Annotated in this window: 18 protein-coding genes; 11 read left to right on the top strand and 7 right to left on the bottom strand. The window is 60.8% G+C overall.

All coding sequences use genetic code 11. The annotated features are described in order from the left end of the window. Window positions 1-106: 106 nt before the first annotated feature. The 3 genes from AC13RM_RS22430 to AC13RM_RS22440 form a co-directional block, all read right to left on the bottom strand. A complete protein-coding gene (locus AC13RM_RS22430) occupies window positions 107-907 on the bottom strand; it encodes an inositol monophosphatase family protein (protein ID WP_113408253.1) in 801 nt (266 codons plus the stop codon). 192 nt (window positions 908-1,099) lie between these two features. After that, the gene (locus AC13RM_RS22435) at window positions 1,100-2,320 is read right to left on the bottom strand and encodes a tetratricopeptide repeat protein (protein WP_374816403.1); all 1,221 of its coding nucleotides are present in this window, start codon (window positions 2,318-2,320) and stop codon (window positions 1,100-1,102) included. 9 nt (window positions 2,321-2,329) lie between these two features. Beyond that, window positions 2,330-2,983 (bottom strand): thiamine phosphate synthase, encoded by a 654-nt coding sequence (locus AC13RM_RS22440; protein WP_374816404.1) that lies wholly within the window; start codon window positions 2,981-2,983, stop codon window positions 2,330-2,332. Window positions 2,984-3,206: 223 nt separating this feature from the next. On the opposite strand from AC13RM_RS22440, the gene AC13RM_RS22445 reads away from it, so the two are divergent. Further along, window positions 3,207-3,467: an ArsR/SmtB family transcription factor gene (locus AC13RM_RS22445; RefSeq protein ID WP_015341040.1), complete on the top strand. Its 261-nt coding sequence runs from the start codon at window positions 3,207-3,209 to the stop codon at window positions 3,465-3,467. A 410-nt stretch (window positions 3,468-3,877) separates the two neighbouring features. Here AC13RM_RS22445 and AC13RM_RS22450 read toward each other — a convergent pair whose 3' ends face one another. Next, entirely contained in the window at window positions 3,878-4,051 is a 174-nt protein-coding gene (locus AC13RM_RS22450) for a YdcH family protein (RefSeq protein WP_069613224.1), read from the bottom strand. A 231-nt stretch (window positions 4,052-4,282) separates the two neighbouring features. Between AC13RM_RS22450 and AC13RM_RS22455 the strand changes: the two genes are divergently transcribed. The 6 genes from AC13RM_RS22455 (at window position 4,283) to AC13RM_RS22480 (ending at window position 8,202) form a co-directional block, all read left to right on the top strand. After that, a complete protein-coding gene (locus AC13RM_RS22455; protein WP_015341042.1) occupies window positions 4,283-4,486 on the top strand; it encodes a YdcH family protein in 204 nt (67 codons plus the stop codon). Between the two features lie 19 nt (window positions 4,487-4,505). After that, window positions 4,506-5,000, top strand: a complete 495-nt coding sequence (gene purE / locus AC13RM_RS22460; protein WP_069613329.1) for a 5-(carboxyamino)imidazole ribonucleotide mutase — start codon at window positions 4,506-4,508, stop codon at window positions 4,998-5,000. Further along, a complete protein-coding gene (locus AC13RM_RS22465; RefSeq protein ID WP_374816405.1) occupies window positions 4,997-6,055 on the top strand; it encodes a 5-(carboxyamino)imidazole ribonucleotide synthase in 1,059 nt (352 codons plus the stop codon). The genes purE and AC13RM_RS22465 overlap by 4 nt, the downstream gene beginning before the upstream one ends. Window positions 6,056-6,208: 153 nt before the next feature. After that, window positions 6,209-6,334, top strand: a complete 126-nt coding sequence (ykgO, locus tag AC13RM_RS22470; protein ID WP_003582204.1) for a type B 50S ribosomal protein L36 — start codon at window positions 6,209-6,211, stop codon at window positions 6,332-6,334. A gap of 89 nt (window positions 6,335-6,423) precedes the next feature. Beyond that, complete coding sequence (locus AC13RM_RS22475; protein ID WP_488555572.1) at window positions 6,424-7,053, top strand: hypothetical protein; 630 nt, start codon at window positions 6,424-6,426, stop codon at window positions 7,051-7,053. 99 nt (window positions 7,054-7,152) lie between these two features. Further along, a complete protein-coding gene (locus AC13RM_RS22480; protein WP_374816407.1) occupies window positions 7,153-8,202 on the top strand; it encodes an alpha/beta fold hydrolase in 1,050 nt (349 codons plus the stop codon). 26 nt (window positions 8,203-8,228) lie between these two features. On the opposite strand, the gene AC13RM_RS22485 is transcribed toward AC13RM_RS22480, so the two are convergent. Continuing rightward, entirely contained in the window at window positions 8,229-9,122 is an 894-nt protein-coding gene (locus AC13RM_RS22485; protein ID WP_488555573.1) for a LysR substrate-binding domain-containing protein, read from the bottom strand. Window positions 9,123-9,233: 111 nt separating this feature from the next. On the opposite strand from AC13RM_RS22485, the gene AC13RM_RS22490 reads away from it, so the two are divergent. From AC13RM_RS22490 to AC13RM_RS22505, 4 genes are all read left to right on the top strand, one after another. Further along, entirely contained in the window at window positions 9,234-9,626 is a 393-nt protein-coding gene (locus tag AC13RM_RS22490; RefSeq protein WP_374816409.1) for a tautomerase family protein, read from the top strand. A gap of 5 nt (window positions 9,627-9,631) precedes the next feature. Further along, window positions 9,632-10,027, top strand: coding sequence for a cupin domain-containing protein (locus tag AC13RM_RS22495; protein ID WP_374816410.1), 396 nt, complete (start codon window positions 9,632-9,634; stop codon window positions 10,025-10,027). Window positions 10,028-10,029: 2 nt separating this feature from the next. Beyond that, window positions 10,030-10,602: a DUF4865 family protein gene (locus tag AC13RM_RS22500; RefSeq protein ID WP_113230922.1), complete on the top strand. Its 573-nt coding sequence runs from the start codon at window positions 10,030-10,032 to the stop codon at window positions 10,600-10,602. A gap of 89 nt (window positions 10,603-10,691) precedes the next feature. Beyond that, entirely contained in the window at window positions 10,692-11,663 is a 972-nt protein-coding gene (locus AC13RM_RS22505; protein WP_374816411.1) for a threonine ammonia-lyase, read from the top strand. Window positions 11,664-11,667: 4 nt separating this feature from the next. Here the strand turns inward: AC13RM_RS22505 and AC13RM_RS22510 are convergent, their stop codons facing one another. Beyond that, window positions 11,668-12,303: a LysE family translocator gene (locus AC13RM_RS22510; protein WP_488555574.1), complete on the bottom strand. Its 636-nt coding sequence runs from the start codon at window positions 12,301-12,303 to the stop codon at window positions 11,668-11,670. Between the two features lie 435 nt (window positions 12,304-12,738). Beyond that, entirely contained in the window at window positions 12,739-13,620 is an 882-nt protein-coding gene (locus AC13RM_RS22515) for an NAD(P)-dependent oxidoreductase (protein WP_488555575.1), read from the bottom strand. Window positions 13,621-13,695 lie beyond the last annotated feature (75 nt).

Below are 13,695 nucleotides of genomic sequence, written 5' to 3' on the forward strand. Positions count from 1 at the left end.
GCGGAGACTAGAGCAACATTGTGCCGAATTGAAGAGACGGAAAGCACAAAACAGTCCGTTGGCAACAGGCTGTTTTGTCATTCGAAAAAGCGAATGGGGGAATGGCTTACTTCGTCGGGATCGGTCGCTTAACTACTTCGGCGAGTGCTTTCTGGATATGCTCGTTGCCGCAGATGATCGAACTGGTGCCGAGCATGTCGGTGCCGCCCTGGAAATCCGAGACGAAACCGCCGGCTTCGCGGATCAGCAGAATGCCGGCTGCGATATCCCAGGGAGACAGCCCGGTTTCCCAGAAACCGTCGAAGCGGCCGGCAGCGACATAGGCAAGATCGAGCGATGCGGAACCGAGACGGCGCACACCGGCAACCTCGCCCATGACATGACGCAGCTCAACCAGGAACTTGCCGTGATTGCCGCGGCCGAGATGCGGAACGCCGCAGCCGATGACGCTATCCGACAGCACGCGGCGCGAGGCGACGCGCAGGCGGCGATCGTTGAGGAAAGCGCCGCCGCCGCGTTCGGTCGTATAGAGTTCGTCCGTCGCCGGATTGAAGATGACTCCGGCGACGATCTCGTCGTTGCGCTCGAGCGCGATCGAAACGGCGAACATCGGAATGCCGTGCAGGAAGTTGGTGGTGCCGTCGAGCGGATCGACGATCCAGCGATGGGCGCCATCCGTGCCCTTGACCTCTTCGCTTTCCTCGCCGAGAAAACCATACGTGGGACGAGCCTTCATCAGCTCGTCGCGGATGATCTTCTGCGCCTTCAGATCCGCCTGGCTGACGAAATCGCCCGGTCCCTTCACCGAAACCTGCAGGTTCTGCACTTCGCCGAAATCGCGGCTGAGCGACTTGCCTGCCTTGAGGGCAGCCTGAACCATGACATTGAGAAGAGCAGAACGGGCCATCGGGTTTCCTTGGATAATGCAGAAAGCGCTGACCGGGCCCGAAAGCAGGCCCCGACGGAGCGGGAGCGTCAGCGGAAATAAAAGATTGGCGGCCTCAAGACCATAAAATTGCGGGAATTTCAAGTGGTGAGGCCACGGCAGACGCAAACTGACCTCAGATCAGCTCCGCCAGGGCTCGATCCGGCACCTTTATTATCGCGCGCGCCGATACTTGTTGGCTGCATCGATGGCCGCCTTCTGCTGATAGTCCTCGATCCCTTGATAGAAATCCTCGAGCTCGGGGTCTTTCAGGCCGGCACGGCGGGAAATGACATACCAGGTGGCGGCAGCCACCGGATCCTGCTTCGTGCCGATGGCGTTGATATAGAGATGTGCCAGCTTGTTTTGCGCAACGACGTTGCCGCGATAGGCTGCAACCCGCATCCAGTTGAAGCCGTTCTCGAGATCCTGTGCGCCGCCGGTGCCGTTGATCAGCCAGATGCCCATATCGAGCTGGGCGGTATCGAAGCCTGCATTGGCGGCACGCGACAGCCACTCCCGTGCACGCGCTTTCTTTTCCGGCGGCAGATCGGGAAGGTTGAGATAGAGCTGCGACACGGCATATTGCGCGTCGGCGATGCCCTGCTCGGCGGATTTCTCATAATAGGGAAGCGCCATCTGCAGGCCCTTGGGGCCTGGATTTTCGGCCGTCAGCATCTGGGCTACGTTGAATTCCGCCGAAGGTTGACCTGCATCGGCCGCCTTCTTCATCCAGTCGTCGGCCTTCTTCTGATCGCGGGGCACATCGCGCCCTTCCATCAGGATCAGCGCGTATTTGAACATCGCCGTGGGATCGCCGCCCTCGGCCGCCTTGCTGTACCAGAAGGCGGCGTCCTTTGTGTCGCGTTTAACGCCCAGGCCCTGTGCCATCAGCTCAGCGATCAAGGTCTGTGCGGCCGGATCGCCAAGCTGCGCCCGCGGCAATGCTTTTTGGAAGGCGGTCAGGTAATAGCCGCGCTGGAAGGCACCATAAGCATCGTCCACCTTGCCGGTGAAAGGCTTTTCCGGCGGCAGGTCGGGCAAGTTTGCCCCCATGCGCTCGAAAACCCCGACACCCTGGGATGGCTTGATGTCGCTGTCAGCTTTCGGCTCCGCGCCCGGCTGGATCTTTTCGGTCTTGAAGGTGCCAGCATCGGCGCCCAGAGGCCGCGTCATGACATTGTCGTTGTGCTGCGGTGCAGCCGGCACGGTTGTGTCGTCGTCGGATTGTGCATTGTCATCGGGACGTGCGCCCTTCTCCGCCGGCTGCGAAACACCGGGCAGCGACGTGTCACTGTTGCCTGATTGCGCTGCGGCCAGCAACGGAAATGCGGCGAGTCCGGCTGTAAGCACGGCAAGGAAGGATCGATGGCGGAATCGAGGCGCTGACGACATGAATCGCTATCAATCCTCAAACCGTGGCGCTTTTTCGTCCAGAAGCGCATTCACTTCCGCAACGATGGACGAGGCAGCGGCAGGGTCGGCAAAAACCGCCTGATGCAGCGCGACGAACTCGGCACCCGTCAGGGCTACCTCCAGCGCCGACTTCGGATCGGTACCGCCCATGACGATGCAGGGGATTTCGATCATCGAGGCCCACCATTCGCCAAGCGCCAGATTTTTCGGATGCGCGTCCGGCTTGATGTCGCCGTCAAGCTTGCCGAAGAAGATGTAGTCCGGCCTGAGCTCGCCGACCTCCAGCGCGCTATGCCTGTCGGCCGCGCTGCCGCCGCCGACGATCAGCTTCGGCACGAATTTTTCCACGGCTTCGGTAAGCTCGGTGATATTGCCGGCGATATGCAGCCCATCGGCCTTGGCACGGCCCGCCACGCGGCTGTCGCCGGCAATGAGCGCCGCCGCACCTGCGGCCTGAATGACCGGCACCAGCTTTTCCGCATGTCTCTGAAAGGTGCTGTCATCGAGACCGTACTGGGGAATGATCACCGAGGCGACGTCTCCGCCCCTCAAGGCATCGGCCACCGCCGTCGCCCGCTGCTCTATATCGGCAATGTCGGGAACGATGAGAACGAGACGGCAACGATCTTCGGGCACGGTCATGCGAGCTTCCATGGTTTCGGCTTCCATCGTCAGCGATGGCGCACCGGTTCGATAATCGTGAGTAAATCCGTTAGCTCTCTCTGACAAGGGGCAGCGACCGAAACCGGCAATTCGCAACAGAGGACACTCACGGCGCGAACCTCCGCAGGCAACCATCCTTACAATATATCATGCAGCGCACAATTAACTTGCCGCCCTTTGGTGTTTGACGTAGCTTTCCGCCATGTCGACCATGGACCCTTTCGCAGCCATCGCGGATCCGAACCGGCGTCATCTGCTGGAGGAATTGCGCCGCGCACCCAAGACGGTCAACGAACTGGCGCAGGGCCTGCCAATCAGCCGCCCGGCTGTCTCGCAGCATCTCAAGGCGCTGCTCGACAGCAACCTCGTTTCCGTCACCAATGAAGGCACGAAACGCATATACGCGGTCAACAGCCGCGGCTTCGACAAGCTGAACCTATGGCTGGATCAGTTCTGGTCCTGAAAAGGCCCTTCGCTTTCGCGGCATTTGGCATTTGGCAGCCGGCGGCGGCGACAATGACAGCGCGAACCGCGGTTTTGGCCTGCCGCCCCTGGAGCTAAGCCAGAGATAGAAACGACATGACTTCCGGATGGGCCAGCGGCGTGACGAAACTGGCATCGTCGCGACGTGCCATCAAAACCCGGCCACCCTCGATGAATGAGGACTACAACGAGCCGAGAGTCGTCAGCGACGACATTTGTTGTATAAGATGGGGAAAAATTGCGCCAACCCCTACTTTCGACGCTATGACGCTGGCGCATCCGTTTTGACGGAAATGCTCATCGATCCTGGCTGGAAAATTGCCTCAAGACCTTTCGATCTGCCTCTCTTGCCCCAAGATCGATGGCTTTTTTGAACTTTGGAACGTTACCTCAGTGAACAGAGGAACGCAGACGCTGGATTTCGTCCTTGACGCGCAGTTTCCTGCGTTTGATGTCGGCTATTTCCGTATCATTGCTAGAGGGAGATGACATTGCCGCATGCAGCGCCTCCTCGAGCGCGACATGTTTCTTTTCGAGCGATTCAAGATGAGCTTGAACAGTCATATGACCCTTCCTTCCTCTTTAAGGGCCCTGACCATCCATTCGCCAAGGCCCTAGGTGTCAACCCTCCCACTGTGCCATAATATCCAGCCGTTGTCGAAGGCGAAAACGTGGCCTATAGGCGGCAAATTCGTGATGAAGGATAACTTCCCGTTATCGCCATTTGGTGATAGGAGCTTGCGGAATTCAGGAGGCGGAACGAATGCGATTCCGCGATATGCTGGGGAAATGAACATGGCCGATCAGGAACAGGCGGAAATCAGGCTGATCGTGGCGCGTTTGCGCCAGGAACACGAGGATTATGATGCCGCAATCAATGCCATGATCGAGACGGGCTGCGATGCCCTTCGTATCCAGCGCATGAAGAAGAAGAAGCTCGTCATCAAGGACAAGCTGACCAAGCTGGAAGACCAGATCATCCCCGATATCATAGCCTGAGGAGCACAAAGCAACGATGATGACCGAAAGACCGCCTGTCGCCATCATCATGGGAAGCCAGTCCGACTGGGAGACCATGAAGAATGCCGCGGACACCTTGGAAGCGCTCGAAATCACCTATGATGCGCGCATTATTTCGGCTCATCGCACGCCGGACAGGCTGGTGAACTTCGCCAAGGGCGCAAAGGACGAGGGCTTCAAGGTCATCATCGCCGGCGCCGGCGGCGCGGCACACCTGCCGGGGATGGCGGCGTCCATGACGCCGCTGCCGGTCTTCGGCGTGCCGGTTCAGTCGCGCGCGCTCTCCGGGCAGGACAGCCTTCTTTCGATCGTGCAGATGCCCGCCGGCATTCCCGTCGGCACGCTGGCCATCGGCAAGGCCGGCGCCGTCAACGCCGCCCTTCTTGCCGCCGCCGTCCTGGCACTTGGCGACGAAGAGATCGCCGACCGGCTCGACGAATGGCGGGCGCGCCAGAGCGCGGCAGTCGCCGAATATCCGATGGACGACCTATGAACGTGAAGACGATCGGCATCATCGGCGGCGGCCAGCTCGGCCGCATGCTGGCCATGGCGGCCGCCCGCCTGAATTTCCGCACCATCATCCTCGAGCCGCAGGCGGATTGCCCGGCCGCCCATGTCGCCAACGCGCAGATTGCCGCTGCCTATGACGATGCGGCCGCGCTTGCCGAGCTGGCGAAGCGCTGCGATGTCGTGACCTATGAATTCGAGAATGTGCCCGTGACCGCCGCTGAGGATCTTGCCTTGCAGGTAACGGTCTATCCGCCGCCCAAGGCGCTGGAAATGGCGCAGGACCGGCTGACCGAAAAGAGCTTCATCAATGGCTGCGGCATTCCGACGGCCCGCTTCCATGCCGTCGACAGCCAGACCGATCTCGAAAAGGCGCTCGCCGATTTCGGCGGCCAAGGCGTGCTGAAGACCCGTCGTCTCGGCTATGACGGCAAAGGGCAGCGCGTCTATCGCTCCGCCGCCGACAGCACCGAGGGTGGCTATGCAGCCTTGGGCAGCGTACCTCTCATTCTGGAAAGCTTCGTATCTTTCGAGCGCGAAATCTCGATCATCGCCGCCCGCGGCAGCGACGGGAAGGTTGCCTGCTACGATCCGGCCGAGAACGTCCATCGCAACGGCATTCTCCACACCTCGACGCTGCCGGCGAGCATTTCCGCGCAGACGGCCGCGACCGCGCGTGAAGCTGCGGAGAAGATATTGACGGCGCTTGGTTATGTTGGCGTCATCGGCATCGAGTTCTTCGTGCTTGCCGATGGCAGCCTGATCGCCAATGAAATGGCGCCGCGCGTCCACAATTCCGGCCATTGGACGGAAGCCGCCTGCGTCATCTCGCAATTCGAGCAGCATATCCGTGCCGTCGCCGGCCTGCCGCTCGGAAATCCTCAGCGCCATTCGGATTGTGTCATGACGAATCTGATCGGCGACGACATTCTGGCATTGCCGGAATGGCTGCGCCTTGACGACACACTCGTGCATCTCTACGGCAAGACCGAAGCCCGGCCGGGCCGCAAGATGGGCCATGTCACACAGCTTCTGCGCTGAGATCAGCGGGAAAAAGCCCCTGACATGGTTGACAGGCCCAGTATGACAGGGTATTTGCTCCCCACCCTAAAGAGCGCGCCCTGAGCGCGCTTTTGATTGTTAAAAGACCCGGGCGAATGTGACATTCCCCCTCAGAGATCGCGGATCAGAAAAATGAAGATCAAGAATTCGCTCAAGTCGCTCAAGGCGCGCCATCGTGACAACCGTCTCGTCCGCCGCAAGGGCCGCATTTACATCATCAACAAGCTGAACCCGCGCTACAAGGCTCGTCAGGGCTGATACAGCGCGCGGCTCCGGTCCCATGGATCGGCCTCAGTTTTAGTTGATCGCATCAAATTTGTTTTGATCTTCGACATTGGCGGGCTACTATGCCCGCCATGCGCATTTTTGCTTTGTCATATCTAGCCCTGCCGATTCTGTTTGCTCTGACTGCCTCTGCGCCCCATGCGGCTCTGGCTGACGAGCAGAACCCTGTGGAAAAGCAGAATTCGGGCAATTCCTCCGGCACCCTGTCACCCAAGCAGCAGCTCGACAATCTGTTCACAGCGCTGAAGCGCCAACGCGACCCCGACCAGGCAAGCTTGATTGCGGATCGGATCAGTGCCGAACTCAGCGATTCCGGCAGCGCCACCATCAATCTCCTGATGCAATGGGCCGACAAGGCCATTCAGGAAAAGCGCAATGCCGCCGCGATGGATTATCTCGATCAGGTGATCTCGCTGAAGCCCGACTATGTCGAAGGCTGGAACCGCCGCGCCACGCTCAATTTTGCGATCGGCGACTATCGCAAGTCGATGGAAGACATCAATCAGGTCCTGCGCATCGAGCCGCGCCATTTCGGCGCGCTGGCCGGCATGGCGGCGATGCTGACCGAGCGCGGCAACGACGCACAGGCTCTCAGGGTATGGGATCGTTTTCTGGAAGTCTACCCGGCGAATCGATCGGCCCAGGAAGAAGCCGGCAAGCTCTCGGAAAAACTTGCCGGCAGCCGCACCTGATTATATGCGGCGGTCTCACGGCCGAAATCGCATTTGGAGGGATGAAAAGCCGCAATATCGCGCTAGATTAGCGTCTTAAGATATTTGATCCGTGCCGCAATGATCGATTCTCTGTTCGCCGTCATCATTCTTCTTGTCGTCTCCGCCGCAGGCTTTTCCGCCTACAAGACCCGCGCCATCGAGCAGGCCTATCCCAATATTGGCGAGCTTACCGATATCGGCGGTTATCGCCTCAACGCCGTACATCTGCCGCGCCCCACAACCGCGGATCTACCCGCCTTGATCTTTATCCACGGCGCCAGCGGCAATCTGCGCGATCAGCTGGCAGCCTTCGCAGCGCCCTTAAGTGGCCGCGCTGAAATGCTATTCGTCGATCGCCCCGGTCACGGCTATTCCGAACGCGGGACCGCCGAAAACGCCCTTCCCTCCGGTCAGGCCGATGCCATCGCCCAACTGATGGATAAGCGCGGCATCAAGAGCGCCATCATCGTCGGCCACTCCTTCGGCGGCGCAATCGCAGCTGCCTTTGGCATGCGCCATCCTGAAAGAACCGAGGGCCTGCTCTTTCTCGCGCCGGCAACACACCCCTGGTCCGGCGGCGTCGACTGGTACTATACGCTTGCCGCCACGCCCGTCTTCGGCTGGCTCTTTACGCAGATCTTCGTTATCCCGCTCGGCTTGCGCCGGGTCGAGACCGGCACGCTCAGCATCTTCCGCCCGAATGCGCGGCCGGCCGACTATATAATGAAGACGGCACCGGAACTGGTGCTGCGGCCGCGGACCTTCCGCAACAACGCGATCGATGTGGTCAATCTCTTTGCTTATGTCTCGGCCCATGCGCCTCGCTACAGCGAGATCAAGGCACCCGTGATCATCATTACCGGCGACAGCGACGATGTCGTGCTGGAGGAGTTACATTCGCGCGGGCTTGCCCGGGATATACCAGGTGCTGAACTCATCACCATCCGCAATCTCGGCCATAAGCCCGATTATGTAACGACGGATGTCGCGATCGCCGCCATGGAACGGCTGGCAGGCCAGCCGCGCGATCTGCAAGTGCTCGCCGCACAGGCGGAAATCCGCATCAGCAGCCTCGGCAGCGACGTTTCCGGGCGACAGCCTTCCTCTCAGGCCGTGACGACATCCTGACCAGGCACATCCTCGAATATGCGGCTCTACGGCACGGTCTCGATGGTCTGCCGCACTGCCTGCAGCATGATGGATGCCAGCCGTTCCGTTGCCGGACTTCCCTCCGCCTCGGCACGATGCAGCACGAGATCGAGCGTCGGCAAAGCCGGTAGGCCGGCCTCATCAGGCGTCAATTGCCGCACCTTTGGCGGCAGGCCGAGCGGTGTGCGCAGTGTTAGACCGAGCCCAGCCGCCGTCGCAGCCCAAAGGCCGCCGAGGCTCGGGCTGACGAAGGATATCCGCCAGCCGATACCGGCGCGATCGAGCGTCTTCGTGGCGATGTTGCGCAGCAGGCATGGCGCCTCGAGCGAGGCCAGAGGCATGGTCTCGCCGCTATCGGCCCGCCAATGCGTCGCGCCATTGGCCGGACCGACCCAGCAGAGCGGCACTTCGGCGATGCGGTCTGTGTAAGCGGTGCGGAAACCGTCGCTCCAGGCAAGCGCCAGATCGAGCTTGCCTGACGTCACCCGCTCCACAAGCTCCAAGTTGCGCACCACGCGCGCCTCGATGCGTACCTTCGGATGCGCGCGGGCGAAGCGCCCCAATACGTCCGGCAGCAGCGTCTCGCCAAAATCCTCCTGCAGACCGAGGCGTACCCAGCCTTCAAGCTCGGTCCCATGCAGCGCCGTGGCCGCCTCGTCATTCAGGTCCAGCAGCCGCCGTGCATAGCCAAGCATCGTCTCTCCGGCCTCCGTCAACGCCAGCCCTCTGCCCACCTTGCGGAAGATCGGCGTACCCGCCTGCTCCTCAAGCTTCTTGAGCTGGGCGCTGATCGCAGACGTCGAGCGTCCGAGCCTGTCGGCCGCCTTGGCATAGCTGCCAAGATCCATACCGGTAACGAAGCTGCGCAGCACATCGAGATCGAAGATGACTTTTCGCATGGATAACCATCCATATTTTTGGGACTATATATCCAGAATTATCTGATTTTCAGGATGATTATCCACTGGCATTCTATGATCGTCAAGTGACACGGAAACAGGAGCAATCCCATGCCATTCACCCGCATCACCCTTCTGCGTGGCAAGTCGCCGGAATATCTCAAGGCACTTTCGGATAATTTTCACCGCGCCCTGGTCGAAGCCTTCGAGGTGCCGCCGACCGATCGCTTCCAGTCCATTCATCAGCTGGAGCCGCATGAGCTCATCTTCGATCGCACCTATTTCGCCAGCAAACCGCGTTCGGACGATTACGTTTTTTTCGACGTCACGATCGGTAAGCCGCGCAGTACCGAAGTCAAGAAGGCTTTCTATCGCCGGGTCGCCGAACTTCTTGCCGATTCGCCCGGTATCCGTCCCGAGGACATCATGATCACCATCACGACGGCGACACGCGAGGATTGGTCCTTTTCGGACGGCATCGCGCAAATGATCGAACAGGCTTGAGAGCCATGCCTCAGACCACATCTACCCCATCGCCCACCATCCATCGCGCCGGCACGAATATGCGGCCATCACCCGAGGGCATCGCCACGGCCTCCTTCCTGGTGGAGTCGCTTGTGGAGAACACTGAAAACGGTGGTCTCACAGCCATGCGTTGTGAGCTCGAACCCGGCGTGATGACCCGCTGGCATACGCATCCGCATGGACAGATCCTCTATGTTCTGTCCGGCGTCGGACTTGCCGAACGCTTTGGCGGCCCGGCCGAGGAACTGCGCACCGGCGACTGCATCAGCTTCGCGCCGAACGAACGCCATCGGCACGGTGCAGCGCCGGAAAATGCCTTTTCCTATATCAGCATCCAGGCGGCGCAGGATGGAAGCGCCGTAACCTGGCTAGAGGAATGATCATGATCGCCATGCAATATAACTTCCCTCTCCCCGCGGATTACGACATGGCGATTATCGATCGCCGTATTCGCGAAAAAGGTCCCTTGCTCGACAATCTCCCGGGCCTGAAGTTCAAGGCCTATCTGACGGCAAGAAAGGGCGATGCCGTCACGGGGAGCCGCCAGAATTTCTACTCGCCCTTCTACGTCTGGCAGCAAGAGGAGGGCCTGAGCGACTTCGTCTGCGGTCCTGGTTTCATGGCCCTGACCGAGAATTTCGGTCGCCCTCAGGTCAATACCTGGATCGCATGGCACACCGAGACATCTGCGGATATTCGCGGCGCCAAGTTCGCCACACGCGAGGTGGTCGTAATCGACGCCGAAACATCGCTTGCCGACCTCCGCGCGAAGGAGGCCGAGGCAGCGGCGCAGGCCATATCGGACAGCGAAGCGCTTGCCTCGGTCGCCGCCTTCGAACCGGCCCACTGGACGTTGGTGCGCTTCCGCCTCTTGGCAGAGTCGCCGAAAGATCCGGCGCGGCCAGGAGTCCAGACCTACGATGTGGGGCATCTTTCGCTGCCTGGCATCGCCTGAAGTGTCACGGAGACAATCTCGTTGTTTTAAAGGAAGGACGGGCGCTTTATGGAGGGAAAGTCTTTCTGAATCCGAAGAGTGAACCATTCATGGTCGATATCGCAATGATCGAAGCCGCCCGCACTCGCCTCGCCGGTCGGGCGCGCCGCACGCCGCTGCTCTCTTCGCCCTTTCTCGATGAGATCGCCGGGCGCCGCCTGTTCGTGAAAGCCGAATGCTTGCAGCACTCGGGCTCCTTCAAGTTTCGCGGCGGCTGGTCGGCGGTCTCCGCGCTGGAACCGACCGTACGCGCCAGGGGCGTCATCGCCTTCTCCTCCGGCAATCACGCGCAGGGCGTGGCGCTGGCAGCCAAGCTGCACGGCATCCCCGCCGTCATCATCATGCCCACCGATGCGCCGAAGCTGAAGATCGCCAATACCCGTGCCTTCGGCGCCGAAGTCGTGCTCTATGATCGTATCCAGGAAGATCGCGACGAGATCGGCGCGCGCATTTCCAAGGAGCGCGGCCTGACGCTGATCAAGCCCTTCGACGAACCGCAGGTGATCGCCGGCCAGGGAACGACCGGGCTGGAAATCGCCCAACAGGCGGCGGAGGAAGGCATCGAGGCTGCTAGCGTGCTCGTGCCCTGCGGCGGTGGCGGCCTGACTTCAGGGATCGCTCTGGCACTCGAATCCCGCGCACCGGGATTAAAGGTGCACCCATGCGAGCCGGAAAACTTCGATGACACCACCCGCTCGCTGGCCTCGGGCAAGATCGAGCGCAATACCGCGCTGCAGGGCTCGATCTGCGACGCCATCATCACGCCGCAGCCAGGCAACATCACCTTCCCGATCCTCAAGCGCCTCTGCGGTCCCGGCCTCGTCGTGACAGATGAGGAAGCGCAGAAAGCCATGGCGCTCGCCTTCACTCGGCTGAAGATCGTGGTTGAACCGGGCGGCGCCGTCGCGCTTGCTGCGGCACTCTTCCACGGCAGGCACATCGACGGCGATACTGTGATCGCCGTCACCTCAGGTGGCAATGTCGACAGGGAAGTCTTCGAGGCGGCGTTAAGCCGCCACTAGGTCTTTAATTCACGGCGCGACGATAGAGCGCCAGCGACCCGGCGAGAGCCAGCAGCGCGCCGCCACAGGCACGCTCGAGCCATTTCGCCCCTTCCGATTTCAGGACGCGGACGGCCTGCGAACCGAAGACCGCATAGCCGAACATGATCATGAAATCGAGTGCTGCGAAGATCGCACCCAAAACGATATACTGCTGCATCTGCGGCGCCGAGGGATCAATGAACTGCGGCAGGAACGCCGAGAAGAAAAGATAGCCCTTCGGGTTGGTGACCGCGACCATGAAGCTCTTCAGCCCAATGGAGAAAGCGGTCCCCTTCGATTGGCTCGCACTCGCCTGCAACGCGCCGTCGATGCTTCCCTTCGAACGCAGCATTATGATGCCGAGAAAGGCGAGATAGGCCGCACCCACCCATTTCAGAGCCGAAAACCAGAATTCGGAAGCCGCCAGCAGGGCGCCAAGCCCGATGGCAACGGCGCTGATCAACACCGCATCGGAAAGAACGGCACCGATCATGCCCGGCAAGGCGCGCCGGACGCCAAAACGAGAGCCATTGGTCAGCGCCAGAAGCACAGTCGGCCCCGGCGTCGCGATACCGATGAAGGAAACGGCGGCGAAGGCGAGCAGCGTGGTCAGATGCATGAGGGTCCCTCCTCTGGAAGGGAGGAAGGTTGCATGTGGGAAGGTGGTTAGCAAGGGGCTTGGTGGAGGCATTCAGTCTGCCGCACCTATGATACCCCCTCTGTCACTTCGTGACATCTCCCCCTTGCGGGCAGGGGTATCGCATATGAACTGAAATCGCAGCTGACCCCTTCTCCCCAGCAGGGAGAAGGTGCCGCCAGGCGGATGAGGGGGTGCCCGCCAAGACTACGAAAATCCATGAATTCAAATCGATAGCCCCCTCATCCGACCCTTCGGGCCACCTTCTCCCCGCGGGGGAGAAGGAATTTCCGGTGCCGAGCCACCCCATATGCGATACCCCTGCCATTGTGGGGGAGATGTCAGCAAAGCTGACAGAGGGGGGTATGCACCCTCCACAAACTCGATCAGCTATGGATAAATCTCCCAGCTCCCGAACTACCTCGCTAACCCCGAATCCTGGGCTGCCAACACGCCAATCGCCGACCAATCCAGCTCCTCGCCGCCATGCGCCAACAAGGTCAGGAACCGGTCGCGCAACAGGCTTGCCAGCGGCAGCGGCACGTTCAGCGCCTCGCCGGCAGCCAATGCCAGCCGAATGTCCTTCTGGCCGAGCGGCGCGGTAAAGCCCGCCGGCTGGAACTTGCGATCCGCGATCAGCCCGCCATAGGTCTTGTAGACAGGCGCGTTGAAAAGCGTCGAGGTCAAGAGATCGAGATAGGCATGTCGGTCGACGCCGCCCTTCTCGACCAGCGCCATGGCCTCGCCAAGCGACTCGATAACCGAAGCGATGAGGAAATTGCCGCTGAGCTTGACGAGATTGGCCGCCTTCGGCTCCTCGCCGAGAACGAAGGTGCGCTGACCGATGGCGTCGAAGAGCGGCGTGACCGACTGGATGGCGTCTGGCGTACCCGCAGCGGCAATAAAAAGCTTTGCCGCAGCCGCCGCTTCCGGACGGCCGAAGACGGGCGCTGCCACGAAGTGCTGACCTGCCGCGGCATGTTCCCTCGTCAGCCTTTCCGACATGGCGACGCTGATCGTGCTGGCGGAAATATGAACTGCACCCTTGCCAAGGCTTGCCAGAACGCCGCCATCGCCATGGACGACGGCCGATAGCGCATCGTCATGAGCGAGCATGGTGAAGACAGCCTCGCCGCCGCACGCGTCCGCCACCGTCGCAGCAACCTTGGCGCCCTCGCCTGCCAGAGCCTCGGCCTTGCCGCGCGAGCGATTGTAGACGGTCACCTCATGCCCGGCCTTGATGAGATTGACGGCCATGGCGCTGCCCATCTGGCCCAATCCGATAAATCCGACTTTCATTGGCATATCTCCTTCTCAATCCGCCTGCTTGCGGATTGCAGGCGCTTCGGCTTCAAGAAAAAACCCGCCGTCTTT

The organism is Martinezella sp. CNPSo 3732 (assembly GCF_057784515.1).